The organism is Pedobacter psychrotolerans (genome assembly GCF_004340665.1).
GTDB classification, from domain to species: domain Bacteria; phylum Bacteroidota; class Bacteroidia; order Sphingobacteriales; family Sphingobacteriaceae; genus Pedobacter; species Pedobacter psychrotolerans.
Genome location: NZ_SLWO01000004.1, coordinates 148145 through 162678, shown reverse-complemented (window position 1 = coordinate 162678; position 14534 = coordinate 148145). Strand labels below are relative to the sequence as shown.

Below are 14534 nucleotides of genomic sequence, written 5' to 3'. Positions count from 1 at the left end.
GATTCCTTATTACAAATAAATTTCCTCGCCTTTGCGGTAAAAACAATTACTTTTGCAAACAATTTCGAAACATGGATAATTTTAGAAGACCGCAACGCGCAAAAGAAAATAATGAGTTTGTATTTGGCATCAGAGCCGTAATCGAGGCAGTAAAAGCCGGAAGAGATATTGAAACGATTTATCAGCAACGCGGCCTGGGCGGAGAACTTTTCCTGGAACTTAAAGCCTTATTAAAAGATACCCTGATTCCTTTAAATGCTGTTCCGATTGAGAAATTAAACCGCATGTCGCAGAAAAACCACCAGGGTGTTATTGCAGTAATTTCTCCAATCACTTATCAGAACATTGAAGATATCATTCCTGCTGTATTTGAAAAAGGAGAGGTACCTTTAATTTTGGTTTTGGATAGTGTTACGGATGTGCGAAATATGGGCGCCATGGCAAGAACGGCTGCCTGTGTTGGTGTTCATGCCATTGTTGTACCCTTAAAAAATGCAGCTCAAATCAATGCTGATGCTATTAAAACCTCAGCAGGTGCTTTATTTAATATTCCTATATGTCGACATGCCAATCTTCACAAAATTTGTCTTTATTTACAGGAAAGCGGATTGCAAATCGTTGCCTGTACAGAAAAAACAAGTGATTTGATATATGCGCCTGATTATACCATGCCAACAGCAATTGTAATGGGATCAGAAGATGAAGGGATTTCTAATGATCTTTTACGTGTAGCTGATCATTTAGCCAAGATTCCAATGTCAGGGAAAATAGAATCGCTTAATGTTTCTGTTTCTGCCGGTGTAATTTTATACGAGGCTGTAAGACAAAGAACTCTTTCATAAAATATTTCATTAGGCATCTGCCGAATGAAGCATTACAAACAAAAAAATCCTAACTTCTACATAATATAGCCGTTAGGATTTTTTTATTGATTTAACTTTCGCTTAAATAAATTTGTTGCCAAATCTTGATTTTACCTCGGCTACAAATTCTTTTACCTTTTGCTCTTCATTTCTAGGGCAAATCATCAGCATATTGTTGTTCTCCACTACAATATAATCGTGTAATCCGTTCAAAATCACCAACTTTTCTTTAGGTACGTTCACCATACAGTTGGAAGAATCAAACATAATTACCTGTTCTGATGGAATGACAGCATTACCCACATAATCCTTATCAGCCATTTCATAAATAGAAGCCCAGGTGCCTAAATCCGACCAGCCAAAATCTGATGGAAGTACGTAAACATTATCTGCCTTTTCCATAATACCAAAATCAATAGAGATATTGGTGCATTGAAAATACGCATTGTTAATAAATTCTTTTTCGGCAGCGCTGTTTAAATCTGATCTTCCAATATGGAAAATTTCATACATATCAGGCAGATGTTTTTCAAACGCATTTAATATGGCCCTTGCAGACCAGATAAAAATACCCGCGTTCCATAAAAAATCCCCACTCTGTATAAATGACTTGGCCAGTTCTAAGTTAGGCTTTTCAGTAAAGGTTTTAACTTTATGTAAATCAGTATCGGTATTTAATACATGATCGGTATGCTGAATATAACCATATCCAGTATCCGGGCGGTTAGGTTTAATCCCTAAAGTAATCAGACAATCATTTTTAGATGCTGCTTCCAGCGATTGCTCAATCGAAGCAATAAATCCATCCATATCTGCAATGGTATGATCGGATGGTGCCACCACGATGGTTGCATTCGGATTTAACTCAGCAATTTTAAAACTTCCATAAGCAATACAAGGTCCTGTATTTCTCATTAAAGGCTCAGCAAGAATTTGATTATCACTTAATTGCGGGAGTTGCTCCTTAATCAAATCAGAATAAATATCGTTGGTAACGATAAAGATATTTTCAGGTGGACAAATCTTTAAAAATCTTTCATATGTACTTTGAATCAACGTTTTGCCAACGCCAAAAAAATCTATAAACTGTTTTGGGTATTCTGTTCTACTTACGGGCCAAAAGCGACTTCCGACTCCGCCTGCCATAATTAATGCGTAGTAATCTTTATTCATTATATATTTTAATGTTACACAATTCCCTCATTCAGGAGATCGTGTAGGTGGATTATTCCAAAGTAAGTGTTTTGTTCTAACACTAACAACTGTGTAATGTTATTTTCCTTTATTATGTGTAGCGCATCGACAGCAAGTGAGTTATACTGTATACTTTTGGGCTGCTTACCCATAATGTCTTCTGCCTTTAATCCGGCAATTGATTCATTATTTTCAAGCATTCTACGGATGTCACCATCTGTAATTACACCAAGCACATTATTCTCGCTATCTACAACAGCAACTGCACCCAAACGGTTTTTGCTAATTTCTATTAACACATCCTTTACTGATGCATTAGGACTGATAGCAGGTTTCTCATTTGTTAAAGCCAGATCACCAGCCTTTAGATATAGTTTCTTCCCAAGTGAACCACCGGGGTGATACTTTGCAAAATCAGACTCATTAAATTCTCTGCATTCTAAAAGACAAATAGCCAGGGCATCACCTAAAGCCAGCTGAGCGGTAGTACTTGTTGTTGGTGCCAGGTTATGCGGACAAGCTTCCTTTTCAAACTCCGTATTTAAAATTAAATGTGCATGCTCGGCTAAAAAGGAGCTTAATTCTCCTACCATGCCAATCAAAATATTTCCTGCAGCTTTAAGCAGTGGAATTAATACTTTAATTTCTGGTGTGTTTCCACTTTTTGATAAACAGATAATAACATCATTCCGTTGAATCATACCTAAATCACCATGAATGGCGTCGGCAGCATGCATAAATATAGCTGGCGTACCAGTAGAATTAAATGTAGCCACTATTTTCTGTGCAATGATAGCACTTTTCCCTATTCCAGTTACAATTACGCGGCCTTTGCAATTTAAAATGGTTGATACTACCTTTTCAAAATCATCGTTTAGATTTTTTGCAACATTCAATATTGCTGCTGCTTCGAGCGCTAAAGTGTTTACAGCCGACTGGAGAATATATTTTTTACTTTTCAAAGAGAAAAAAATTGTTTGTTGATACTTGAATTTCTTGTAAAATTATGTTATTTTGGATAGAAAAATAGCATCGCATATTTTATTACACAAAATGGACGTGAAAAAGTCGTTATTTGATAACCTGCAAAATTTCTTCGGGTTTGATAATTTCAAAGGTGATCAGGAGTCGATCATAACAAATATTTTAGAAGGCAACAACACTTTTGTGATTATGCCAACGGGCGGAGGGAAGTCTATTTGCTATCAGTTGCCAGCGCTAATGAGTGAAGGGACGGCAATTGTTATTTCGCCTCTTATCGCATTAATGAAAAACCAGGTGGACCAATTGCGGGCCTTTGGTGGCAATGACAGTATTGCGCATTTCCTGAATTCATCCCTAAATAAATCTGAAATTACTCAGGTTAAATCTGATTTGCTTAGTGGGCATACGAAGCTATTATATGTGGCACCGGAATCTTTAGCTAAGCAAGACAATATTGAGTTTTTAAACTTGATTAAAATTTCTTTTGTAGCTGTTGATGAGGCACATTGTATTTCAGAGTGGGGTCATGATTTCAGGCCAGAATATCGTAAAATTAAACAGGTAATTGCTGGTTTAGGCGATAACATTCCAATCATCGCACTTACAGCCACAGCTACGCCGAAAGTTCAGCAGGATATTATGAAGAACTTAGGCATGTCTGAAGCCACTTTATTTAAATCATCATTTAACAGGCCGAATCTGTTTTATGAAATTCGCCCTAAGCGTGATATTAATAAAGAAATCATTAAGTATATAAAATCTAATCCTGGTAAATCTGGAATTATTTATTGCCTCAGCCGTAAAAAGGTAGAAGAGGTTGCCGAAGCTTTAAACTTAAATGGAATCAGTGCTTTACCTTATCATGCAGGTTTAGACCCTAAAGTAAGGGCTGAAACACAGGATAAGTTTTTGATGGAAGATGCTGAGGTGATTGTGGCAACCATTGCTTTTGGAATGGGCATCGATAAACCTGATGTTCGCTTTGTAATACACCATGATGTGCCAAAGAGTATGGAAGGTTACTATCAGGAAACTGGTAGGGCAGGCCGTGACGGTGGAGAAGGAATTTGCATTGCTTTTTATGCGCAGAAAGACGTAGATAAGTTAGCGAAGTTTATGAAAGATAAGCCAGTTTCAGAACGTGAAATTGGTACGCAAATATTAAAAGAAGTTATTGACTATGCTGAATCTGGCGTTTGTCGCCGGAAACAAATTCTTCATTATTTTGGAGAAAATTTTAATGAAACAGGTTGTAATTGCATGTGTGATAACTGCAAAAAACCGAAGAAACAATTTGATGCTGAAGCACAATTATCAACCTTACTTCAGTTTATTCAAAAAACTGAAGAAAAATTTGATGATGCCCATTTGCTGAATGTTTTTTTAGGTTTGGAAACTGCACAAACCATTGCTTATGAGCATAGTAAAGTGCCAGAATTTGGAATCGGTAAAGAAGAAGGCATATTGCTTTGGAAATCAGTGATTCGTCAGGCGGTTTTAAATAATTATCTTTTTAAGGATATTGATAATTATGGGTTATTGAAATTAACCAAACAAGGAAAAGATTTTATCATTAATCCTTATAGTTTAAAATTTATTTTAAACGAGCCTATTGAAACAGGTGTAGATGATGACGATGATGATGTAAAACAGGGCTCTGGCGCATTGGATACACAATTACTACAATTACTTAAAGATTTACGTAAAAAAATTGCAAAGCAAAAGAGTGTTCCGCCATTTGTGGTATTTCAAGACCCTTCTTTAGAAGAAATGTGTACGCATTATCCAATCACTACGGAAGAGATCAAACAAATTTCTGGAGTTGGTTCTGGTAAAGCCATGAAATTTGGTACACCATTTATTGAGCTGATCAAAAAGTATGTAGAGGATAATGACATTGAACGGCCGATTGATTTAATTATCAAAACGCAGGCGAACAAATCGCAAATGAAGGTTTCCATCATTCAGAATATAGATCGTCAGATTGGTTTGGAAGATATTGCTGATTCAAAAGGGATTACCTATGAAGAAATTTTGAAAGAAGTAGAATCTATTGTAAACTCCGGAACAAAACTTAATCTTAACTATTTCATTGATGAAGTGATTGATGATGACAGACAAGACGAGGTTTTTGACTATTTCAGAGCAGCTGAGAGTGATTCTATTGATGAAGCATTGAACGAGTTGGGCGAAACAGATTATACCCGCGAAGAGATTCAATTGATGAGAATTAAATTTATGTCGGAACTAGGAAACTAAAAATTAGATTTGAAATAATAGATATTAGATTTGAAACAGTTGACGTTTTGAAATCTCATATCTTAAGTCTCAAATCTCAAATCTCAATTATGCTTAACTACTTAGATAAAATAAAAAATACCGAATCTGGAAACTTCTTTTTAATGGCTGGCCCATGTGCAATTGAAGGTGAAGATATTGCAATGCGTATTGCTGAAAAGATTATCTCAATTACGGATAAACTTCAGATACCCTATATTTTTAAAGGTTCGTACCGTAAGGCAAACAGGAGCAAAGGCAGTTCCTTTACTGGCATTGGTGATGAGAAAGCTTTGCGAATTTTAGAGCGAATCGGGAGAGAATTTGGCGTACCTACAGTAACTGATATTCATGAAAGTGATGAAGCTGCAATGGCAGCTGCATATGTAGATGTATTGCAGATTCCTGCTTTTCTTTGCCGCCAGACTGATCTGTTAATTGCGGCTGCACAAACAGGGAAAGTGGTTAATGTAAAAAAAGGTCAGTTTCTTTCTGCCGGCTCGATGAAATTTGCAGTAGAAAAAATTAAAGAAGCTGGAAATGATAAGGTGATATTGACGGATAGGGGAAATACCTTTGGTTATCAGGATCTGATCGTGGATTATCGTGGGTTACCCGAAATGCAAAGTTTTGGCGTTCCTGTCGTGATGGATTGCACACATTCTTTACAACAACCCAATCAAAGTAGTGGTGTAACAGGTGGTAAGCCTGAACTCATATCAACGATAGCTAAAGCGGCAATTGCAGTTGGGGCTGATGGTTTATTTATTGAAACGCATCCAGATCCGGCCAATGCAAAATCTGATGGTGCGAACATGCTGCATCTTGATTTACTTGAAGAAACATTAGTTAAGCTGATTCGTATCAGACAAGCCATTTTATAATTTTGACAAAATCCAAAGTATTTCTGACCGCCGAATGGAGAAAGTTGGCTTTAGCGCAATATGCGGTTGATGAAGATATCCTTAAAAAATATCTTCCACCAAATACGGAACTAGATGACTGGAAGGGAAAATACTATGTCAGTTTGGTTGGGTTTATGTTTGTTGATGTGAAACTTCTTGGATTTAATATTCCATTTCATACTAATTTTGAAGAAGTAAACCTCAGGTTTTATGTAAAGTATATGGATGGTACTGAATGGAAACGAGGTGTTGTTTTCATCAAAGAGATTGTACCATTGCCCGCCATTACTTTTGTAGCAAATACCATTTATAAGGAAAATTATCAAACCTTACCAATGAAGCACCTTTGGACAACAAAGGATAATCAAATTAAAGTAGACTATCTTTGGAATGCTAAAAAATGGAATAGTTTTTCTGTCACTGCATCATCAAAGGCGGTAGATATTCCAATGGGTAGTGAAGAGGAATTTATAACAGAACATTACTGGGGCTATACAAAAATAGGTTCAAACCGTACTTCTGAATATGGCGTGGAACATCCAAGATGGGAAGTTTATCCGGTTATGCAGTATGCTATAGATGTTGATTTTCAGGCCAATTATGGTGATGATTTTGCTTTTTTAAATGGTGCTGAACCAGATTCCGTGATGTTGGCTGAGGGATCGGAAATCAATGTGATGAAAGGTAGAAGGTTTTAGTTTTCAGATAGTTCTTCAAAATAGTGAATCAAAGATTTGATAAGCTTGATTACTTAAATTTATAGTTTTTTAAGTTTTCTATCGTATTGTAATCGAGAATTTCAAAAGATTTTAGAAAATCATTCCGATTGACTTCTTTAAGTTTTAATAATTGATCAAAATTAGATAAGTAATTGTATAACCAAAATAACTCCTTTGTTGATGCAGAGCCCATATCTGTTATCGTTTTTTTTGCTTTTCCCTTTTTGAAGAAGGTAAGTGTTATATTATAAACATAACCAGTTCCGCGATAATTATTTTTAAGAGATGGGATGTTAGCTCTATATACTTTTTGTTTAATGTTTTCAATTAACTTATTGCTTGCTTTAGAGATATAAAACTTTTTTTCAATGGGTATTAAGTTTGCATTTATCTTTTGAATATAAACGTCTCCATTTAAAGAAATAGAAATTGCCCCAACTGGGCACCCTCCAAAGCAGGGATAGGTATTTAAAACGATTTTATCAAAATCAAATGATTTATCTAATTTTGGATCAACTCTAGAAAATTTAGAGACTTTTTCATTACTTTCAATAAATAAAGAATCTTTATCACACCTCATGATTTTATTTGATTCCCACTCTGAAGTTTTTTCATTATAATCTAGTAATGCTTGATTTTCAATCTTATACTTTCTAATAGCATCCACTAATATGGATTTATTATTTATGTCCTTTTCATAAAAGCCGTCCGAATCTTCATAAATACTATCATTTAAAAATATAATTCTTTTATTCTTGTAAATTGGTATAGATAACCCAAAGTTATTATTTGGAATTATATAATCCCATTCTCCGATAATGGCTTTTTTTATTCTGTCATTTTCAATTTGCCTAGAATTGTCACACCCATTGACTAAGATAATTATTATAAAAAATGAAATGAAGCAAAGAAGAGATGATATTACCTTTTTATTTTTATAATTTTTTATCATATTTTAGTAATTACAAATGAGGTTCTACGGTTATTTTTCCTGCCCGCTTCTGTTTTATTATCATTTATCGGCTTCTCAGCTCCAAAGCCCTTAAAGGTAAGTCGCTTTGCATCAACTTTATTTTTAGTTAAGTAGTCATGTACGGCATTTGCTCTATCGAATGATAGTTTTTTATTTAACTGATCATCCCCTATATTGTCTGTATGCCCCTGGATTTCAATAGATACACTTTCATTTTGTTGCAGGAAATCAATTAACAAATCCAATTCACGTATCGATGCAGATAAAAGATTATATTTATTGGTGTCAAAAAAGATATTCTTTAAAGTAACATTTGCGCCAGGTTTAATTTTTTCCATGAACACCTCAATCTGATAAGGCTGGTTAATGTTTCCTTGTTTTAATTCAAAATTTTCAGAGTAGAACAAATAGCCATCTGCATTTACATTAAAAAGATAATTACTTCCAACAGGCATCACTGCTAAAAACTGACCGGTTTCCGCGTCAGTATAGTCATCAAAAACTGCACGACTTGTTTTTAGATCAATTACCTGAACATTGCTTTCAATTGTTTTTTTTGTGTCTTTATCTCTTACAATACCTTTAACATAAGAAATTTTTAAAGGCTTTGCAGATTCAGGAATTCCAAAACTATAAATATCCTGAACACCAAAACCATTAGTTAAATTTGAAGAAAACATACCGAAATTTCCATTGGCATTTACTATCAATCCATTTTCATCTTCATAAGAATTAATCGGGTAGCCCATATTTAGTGGTTTGTTGAATTTTCCATTTTCATCCATTCTACTATAGAAAATATCCTTATGGCCAAAGCCTGGCCAACCATCTGATGAAAAATATAGTGTTCGTCCATCAGCATGAAGAAAAGGAGTATTTTCATCATATGCAGTATTTATATCTGAACCCAGATTGATTGCAGGGCCCCATTTGGCATCGTCTGTGATGGTGCTTTTCCAAATGTCATAGCCGCCAGATCCGCCCGGACGATTACTGATAAAATATAATGTTCTTCCGTCGGGACTGATTGCAGGTTGAGATTCCCAATATTCTGAATTTACTGGTTTCCCTAAATTATATGGTTCACCCCAATCCTTTCCTTCTCGGTGAGAAACGTAAATATCACATCTACCTGATCCATCAGGACGATTGCATCCTGTAAAGAATAAATATTTTCCATCGGGAGATATGGTTTGGGCACCCTCATTATATTTTAAAGTGTTGATTTTAGGTGATAATGGTGTCGCTTCTGTCCATGCATTATTCTTAAATTGTGAAGTCCAGAAATCTTCATTACCGCTAACTTGCCTTGTAAAAATCAATGTTTCGCCATCAGCTGTTAAAGCCGGGAAATATTCAGCGTCAGTAGTATTGATGCCTTTGCCAAGATTTGTTGGTTTAAATACTACTGGTTTATTAATCGATATGGAAGCGAAGTCGCAATCAAGTAGGTATTTTCTGGCCTTCTTCCCCTGATCAGACGAAGAATCTGAAATCAAAAATGATGCAAAATGTATCTTGGCTTTATCATAATCCTGCGTGGCAAATTCAGTTTCCGCCAGGTTATAAATAACGGTCGGTGAAACATTTGTATTGATTAAAACCGACTTCTGATAGGCAGCCTTTGCTTCTGTATATTTTTTTTGCAGCTTCTGAACATTTCCTAAAAGAATATAGGCGGACTGAAATAGTGGATCTGCTTCTACTGCACTTTTAAGTATCTGTTCTGCAGCAGAATAGTCTGACTTTTCAATTAAGGCGTTAGCTCGCTCGAAAGATAGCTGTGCTTTCTTATTGTTAGAGGACTGTGCAAAAACACAATAGCTATTTAAGATTAAAAGAAGAGTAAAGCAAAGCTTCATAAACAATACATTGGTTATGAAGCTAATGTATTGTTTTTAAGGAATATTTAAAAATTTATGCGTTTGTAAAGAAATTTCCCATTTTGGATTTGCCATAACATATTCAATAATCATAGGCGTAATTTCTTTTGATTTCGACCATTCTGGCTGTAAATATAACTTGCAGGTAGGAGATACCATAGCGGCATATTCTTCAGCCCACTTAAAATCACTTTTATTAAAAACAATCACCTTTAATTCATGAGCAAAAGGCGTAATGTCTGGTCTTGGGGCTTTAAATTTTTTAGGCGATAAACAAATCCAATCCCAATTTCCTGATAACGGATAAGCTCCTGATGTTTCGATGAAAGTTAAAATTCCTCTTTCTTTAAGCTTATTGGTTAAGTAATCAAGATTATAAATTAAAGGTTCTCCACCCGTAATAACAACTGCTTTACCAGGGAATTTATCTGCGTTTGCCACAATTACGTCTGCTGGTGTAAGAGGATGCATATTGGCATCCCAGCTTTCTTTAACGTCGCACCAGTGACAACCTACATCGCAACCACCTAAGCGTATAAAATATGCTGCTTTACCTGTATTAAATCCTTCGCCTTGTATGGTATAGAATTCTTCCATTAAAGGAAGTAATGTGCCGTCTTCTGGTATATGTTGTATCATTTTTGAGGATGCAAATATCCAAAAAAAATATGGTCGAGTTAGTCTTGATTTAATATTTAATAGAAAGATGAAATAAGACTGATATTTAAATACTTAAATTAGTGGTGATGAAGTGGCATAAAGCTTTAAATATAACTCAGATCCCAATGGAAGGGGATATCAAAACTATACATGTTGGAGGAAAACAACTTTGTATCATCAATACCGAAGCGCGTATTGTAGCAACTCAGTCTTATTGTCCGCATGCCGGTGGTCATTTTTCAGGTGGCTGGTGTAAAAATGGACACTTGGTTTGTCCGATTCATCGATATGAATACAATTTAAAAACAGGAAGAGGAGTAGAAGGACAAGGAGATTATATTCATATTTACCCTACCGACTTACGAGATGATGGGTTATATATTGGTTTTGAAGAAAGTTGGTGGACTAAGCTGTGGAGCTAAATTTAACCATTGATAAAAGAGGATGAACAAAGCATTTTTAGCGTAATAATTTGTGTTAAATGATGAAATTAGTTTAATAGATGTCTTTTAAAAAAGGCTTGGCAATTTAAAACTTCAAGTTCTGAAAAATAAAAATCTGCAATGTCTTCCGTAATAATGCAGGTACAACCAACCGCCTCTGCCGCATAATATTCCAATCCGTCTTCAAAATCATGAATTGACCTGTTTGATAATGCCTTGGAAACACCGTTTGAAGAATTAGGGGCAATTTTAATATGCTGACAAAGCAAATCGATTTTATGTTTAGCCGAAGTTTTATGTTTTTTTTCAGCAAAATAAAATGCAATAGCCAAACAAAGAGGCGAAGTATACACTTCAAATCTTGAATGTGATGCTAAGCTTAAAATTCTAGATGAATAGGTAAATAATGGGTATTCTTTATTCAACACTGAGACAAGAACATTTGCATCTAAAAATATCTTCATCGATTATTTTTTAGAGGAAAAAAATTCATCTTTTAATGCTTTGCGTGATGATTTTGGTGTTTTTTTGTATTCTATCTCACCTTCAGCAACCATGCTTACCCAATCAGAAATGGGATAATCCTCAAGAGATTTGTAATCACTTGCTGTGACCTGAATTAATAAATGCTCAATTAAACGCGACAAACTGATGTTATTTTCGGCTGCGTATTTTTTAGCTTTTGCAACTACATCCTGGTTAAAGCTTAAAGTTAGTTTTGAATCCATAACGTAAAATTTATTTTAAAATTTAATCATTTTACGTAAAGTTAAAAAAAATAACACGTAAAAAAAAGCAACTTAATTTATTAAGCTGCTTTAATGTTTTTAACAGTGAATTTTTAGGTTCACTTATAAGCTTTTTGCTTATGAATAAATTTCTTTCCTGGCAGATGCTAACGTGTTTTTTAACAAACCAACAATAGTCATTAACCCAACACCACCTGGAACAGGCGTAATGTAAGATGCTTTTGGTGCTACATTTTCAAAGTCGACATCGCCATAAAGTTTGAAGCCAGATTTTGTCTCAGTAGAGGTTTCTCTATTAATACCCACATCAATAATAATTGCACCAGGCTTAACCATATCAGCTGTGATAAAATTCTTTTTGCCAATTGCTGCGATAATGATGTCCGCTTGTAAAACTTGCTCTTTTAAGTCTTTAGTACGTGAATGTGTAAGTGTTACGGTACAATTACCAGGATTGGCATTTCGAGCCATTAAGATGCTCATCGGACTACCCACAATATTACTTCTACCCACAACAACACAGTGCATGCCAGTCGTATCAATATTATATTCCTGTAGCATTAACATAATTCCATACGGTGTAGCTGGAATAAAACATGGTAGATTACGCATCATTCTACCCAAATTTACCGGATGAAATCCATCTACATCTTTGCGGTGATCGATCGTTTCCGTAACCTTTTCCGGATCAATGTGCTTTGGAAGAGGTAATTGAACAATTAAGCCATCAACATCGGCATCCTGATTGATTTCTTGAATTTTAGCTAATAATTCTGCTTCCGTAACTGAATTATCATAACGATAAAGTGAGGATTTGAAACCTACCTTCTCGCAGTTTTTCATTTTACTGGCCACGTAAGTTTCACTGCCACCATCATTACCAACTAAAATGGCTACTAAATGTGGCTTACGACCACTTTTATTTAAAAATTCTGCAGCTTCCTCTGCAATCTGAATTTTTACTTTTTCAGATACGTATTTACCGTCTAATAATTTCATTTTCAAAGATGTGAGAAATGAGATTTGAGATTTGAGATCGAACAAACTGTCTTATGTCTCATATCCATCATCTCATATCTAATTTAATCCAATTTCAAAACTGCCATAAACGCTGATTGTGGAATTTCTACGTTTCCAACCTGGCGCATGCGTTTTTTACCTTTTTTCTGTTTCTCTAATAATTTACGCTTACGAGAAATATCACCACCATAACATTTAGCAGTTACATCTTTACGTAAGGCACTCAGCGTTTCGCGGGCAATTACTTTTGCACCGATCGAAGCTTGTATTTTAATTTCAAATTGTTGACGGGGAATTAACTCTCTTAATTTTTCGCAAATCTTCTTACCAAAATCGTAAGCATTAGTGCGGTGAATTAATGAAGATAAAGCATCAACAGGTTCTTCATTTAGTAATAAATCTAAACGCACCAAATCTGATTTACGGTATCCTATTTGATGATAATCGAAGGATGCATAACCTTTAGAGATTGTTTTCAACTTATCATAAAAGTCGAATACGATTTCGGCCATTGGCATTTCAAAAACCAGCTCAACTCTATCAGATGTTAAATATGATTGATTAATAATTGTTCCTCTTTTCTGGATACAAAGCGACATTACCGGTCCAACAAATTCTGCCTTGGTAATGATATTAGCTTTAATAAAAGGCTCTTCAACAGAATCCAATTTACTTGGATCTGGTAAATCTGAAGGGTTATTTACGATAAATTCATCACCTTTTGTCGTGTGTGCAATGTAAGAAACGTTGGGAACGGTCGTAATTACCGTCATGTCGAATTCACGCTCTAATCGTTCCTGTACAATTTCCATGTGCAACATGCCCAAGAAACCGCAACGGAAGCCAAAGCCTAAAGCTGCTGAACTTTCAGGTTCGAAAACGATAGATGCATCATTCAATTGTAACTTGTGCATTGCCTCACGTAATTCCTCATATTCATCTGTATCAACAGGATAAATACCAGCAAAAACCATGGGTTTTACTTCTTCAAAACCTTGGATTGAATCAGGAGATGGTCTATCCACAGTAGTGATGGTATCACCAACTTTTACTTCGCGTGCTTCCTTAATACCAGAAATAATGTATCCCACATCTCCGGTTTTAACTACATTTCTAGGAGACATATCCAGTTTTAAGATTCCAACTTCATCAGCTAAATATTGTTTTCCAGTATTGATGAATTTTACTTTGTCACCCTTTTTAATTTCTCCATTTACCACTTTATAATAAGCGATAATTCCTCTGAATGAATTAAATACGGAATCAAAAATTAATGCTTGTAAAGGTGCTTCAGGGTCTCCAACAGGAGCTGGAACACGGTCTACAATCGCCTGAATAATATCAGGAATACCTAAACCAGTTTTACCAGACGCTGGAATAATATCCTCACGTTTACAACCGATTAAATCAATAATCTGGTCTTTAACTTCCTCAGGCATCGCCCCAGGCAAATCCATTTTATTTAAAATCGGAATGATTTCTAAATCGTGTTCTAATGCTAAGTATAAATTTGAAATGGTTTGGGCCTGAATTCCTTGTGATGCATCAACAATAAGCAATGCGCCTTCACAAGCGGCGATAGAACGCGAAACTTCGTATGAAAAATCTACGTGCCCCGGTGTATCAATGAGGTTAAAATTGTATTCAATGTCTCCAACCTTATAGTTCATTTGTATGGCATGACTTTTAATGGTAATGCCTCGCTCACGCTCCAAATCCATATTATCGAGCAATTGCGCCTGCGCTTCACGCTTCGAAATCGTCTCAGTATATTCTAGTAACCTATCGGCTAGTGTACTCTTTCCGTGGTCAATATGTGCAATAATGCAAAAATTACGTATATGCTTCATCTTTGCGCAAAGAT

General features: G+C 35.3%; 14 protein-coding genes. 5 read left to right on the top strand and 9 right to left on the bottom strand.

All coding sequences use genetic code 11. The features are described from left to right. Window positions 1-71 precede the first annotated feature (71 nt). Window positions 72-842, top strand: a complete 771-nt coding sequence (rlmB, locus tag EV200_RS11125; protein WP_132532580.1) for a 23S rRNA (guanosine(2251)-2'-O)-methyltransferase RlmB — start codon at window positions 72-74, stop codon at window positions 840-842. Between the two features lie 102 nt (window positions 843-944). Here the strand turns inward: rlmB and EV200_RS11120 are convergent, their stop codons facing one another. Together EV200_RS11120 and EV200_RS11115 are read right to left on the bottom strand one after the other, a co-directional pair. Beyond that, the gene (locus EV200_RS11120) at window positions 945-2036 is read right to left on the bottom strand and encodes a mannose-1-phosphate guanylyltransferase (protein WP_132532578.1); all 1092 of its coding nucleotides are present in this window, start codon (window positions 2034-2036) and stop codon (window positions 945-947) included. Between the two features lie 14 nt (window positions 2037-2050). Next, the gene (locus tag EV200_RS11115; RefSeq protein ID WP_132532576.1) at window positions 2051-3019 is read right to left on the bottom strand and encodes a KpsF/GutQ family sugar-phosphate isomerase; all 969 of its coding nucleotides are present in this window, start codon (window positions 3017-3019) and stop codon (window positions 2051-2053) included. 91 nt (window positions 3020-3110) lie between these two features. Between EV200_RS11115 and recQ the strand changes: the two genes are divergently transcribed. The 3 genes from recQ (at window position 3111) to EV200_RS11100 (ending at window position 6921) form a co-directional block, all read left to right on the top strand. Further along, window positions 3111-5300, top strand: coding sequence for a DNA helicase RecQ (gene recQ / locus EV200_RS11110; RefSeq protein WP_132533273.1), 2190 nt, complete (start codon window positions 3111-3113; stop codon window positions 5298-5300). Between the two features lie 89 nt (window positions 5301-5389). Then, on the top strand, window positions 5390-6202 hold the full coding sequence (kdsA, locus tag EV200_RS11105) for a 3-deoxy-8-phosphooctulonate synthase (RefSeq protein WP_132532574.1): 813 nt from the start codon (window positions 5390-5392) through the stop codon (window positions 6200-6202). Window positions 6203-6204: 2 nt separating this feature from the next. Next, window positions 6205-6921 (top strand): YqjF family protein, encoded by a 717-nt coding sequence (locus EV200_RS11100; protein WP_132532572.1) that lies wholly within the window; start codon window positions 6205-6207, stop codon window positions 6919-6921. Between the two features lie 49 nt (window positions 6922-6970). Here the strand turns inward: EV200_RS11100 and EV200_RS11095 are convergent, their stop codons facing one another. Genes EV200_RS11095 through EV200_RS11085 form a run of 3 tightly spaced genes read right to left on the bottom strand, consistent with a single transcriptional unit; the run spans window position 6971 to window position 10437 of the window. Further along, window positions 6971-7894, bottom strand: coding sequence for a DUF6438 domain-containing protein (locus EV200_RS11095; RefSeq protein WP_132532570.1), 924 nt, complete (start codon window positions 7892-7894; stop codon window positions 6971-6973). Continuing rightward, complete coding sequence (locus tag EV200_RS11090; protein WP_132532568.1) at window positions 7891-9777, bottom strand: OmpA family protein; 1887 nt, start codon at window positions 9775-9777, stop codon at window positions 7891-7893. Before EV200_RS11090 ends, EV200_RS11095 begins: the two co-directional genes overlap by 4 nt. Before the next feature lie 36 nt (window positions 9778-9813). Next, a complete protein-coding gene (locus EV200_RS11085) occupies window positions 9814-10437 on the bottom strand; it encodes a 7-carboxy-7-deazaguanine synthase QueE (protein WP_132532566.1) in 624 nt (207 codons plus the stop codon). A gap of 107 nt (window positions 10438-10544) precedes the next feature. Here EV200_RS11085 and EV200_RS11080 point away from each other — a divergent pair, with 107 nt between their 5' ends. Then, window positions 10545-10880 (top strand): Rieske (2Fe-2S) protein, encoded by a 336-nt coding sequence (locus EV200_RS11080; RefSeq protein WP_132532563.1) that lies wholly within the window; start codon window positions 10545-10547, stop codon window positions 10878-10880. Between the two features lie 68 nt (window positions 10881-10948). Here EV200_RS11080 and EV200_RS11075 read toward each other — a convergent pair whose 3' ends face one another. The 4 genes from EV200_RS11075 to lepA all read right to left on the bottom strand — a co-directional run bounded on the left by EV200_RS11075 (window position 10949) and on the right by lepA (window position 14520). Next, window positions 10949-11365, bottom strand: a complete 417-nt coding sequence (locus EV200_RS11075) for a PIN domain-containing protein (protein WP_132532560.1) — start codon at window positions 11363-11365, stop codon at window positions 10949-10951. A gap of 3 nt (window positions 11366-11368) precedes the next feature. Beyond that, entirely contained in the window at window positions 11369-11629 is a 261-nt protein-coding gene (locus EV200_RS11070) for a DUF6364 family protein (protein ID WP_132532557.1), read from the bottom strand. Window positions 11630-11767: 138 nt separating this feature from the next. After that, complete coding sequence (locus EV200_RS11065; RefSeq protein ID WP_132532554.1) at window positions 11768-12649, bottom strand: bifunctional 5,10-methylenetetrahydrofolate dehydrogenase/5,10-methenyltetrahydrofolate cyclohydrolase; 882 nt, start codon at window positions 12647-12649, stop codon at window positions 11768-11770. An 83-nt stretch (window positions 12650-12732) separates the two neighbouring features. Further along, window positions 12733-14520: a translation elongation factor 4 gene (lepA, locus tag EV200_RS11060; RefSeq protein WP_132532551.1), complete on the bottom strand. Its 1788-nt coding sequence runs from the start codon at window positions 14518-14520 to the stop codon at window positions 12733-12735. Window positions 14521-14534: the final 14 nt, after the last annotated feature.

Bases quoted from the DNA above. Each gene is read 5' to 3' on its own strand.
- rlmB (WP_132532580.1), top strand. From the start codon at position 72: ATGGATAATTTTAGAAGACCGCAACGCGCAAAAGAAAATAATGAGTTT.
- EV200_RS11120 (WP_132532578.1), bottom strand. From the start codon at position 2,036: ATGAATAAAGATTACTACGCATTAATTATGGCAGGCGGAGTCGGAAGT.
- recQ (WP_132533273.1), top strand. From the start codon at position 3,111: ATGGACGTGAAAAAGTCGTTATTTGATAACCTGCAAAATTTCTTCGGG.
- kdsA (WP_132532574.1), top strand. From the start codon at position 5,390: ATGCTTAACTACTTAGATAAAATAAAAAATACCGAATCTGGAAACTTC.
- EV200_RS11095 (WP_132532570.1), bottom strand. From the start codon at position 7,894: ATGATAAAAAATTATAAAAATAAAAAGGTAATATCATCTCTTCTTTGC.
- EV200_RS11090 (WP_132532568.1), bottom strand. From the start codon at position 9,777: ATGAAGCTTTGCTTTACTCTTCTTTTAATCTTAAATAGCTATTGTGTT.
- EV200_RS11085 (WP_132532566.1), bottom strand. From the start codon at position 10,437: ATGATACAACATATACCAGAAGACGGCACATTACTTCCTTTAATGGAA.
- EV200_RS11080 (WP_132532563.1), top strand. From the start codon at position 10,545: ATGAAGTGGCATAAAGCTTTAAATATAACTCAGATCCCAATGGAAGGG.
- EV200_RS11075 (WP_132532560.1), bottom strand. From the start codon at position 11,365: ATGAAGATATTTTTAGATGCAAATGTTCTTGTCTCAGTGTTGAATAAA.
- EV200_RS11070 (WP_132532557.1), bottom strand. From the start codon at position 11,629: ATGGATTCAAAACTAACTTTAAGCTTTAACCAGGATGTAGTTGCAAAA.
- EV200_RS11065 (WP_132532554.1), bottom strand. From the start codon at position 12,649: ATGAAATTATTAGACGGTAAATACGTATCTGAAAAAGTAAAAATTCAG.
- lepA (WP_132532551.1), bottom strand. From the start codon at position 14,520: ATGAAGCATATACGTAATTTTTGCATTATTGCACATATTGACCACGGA.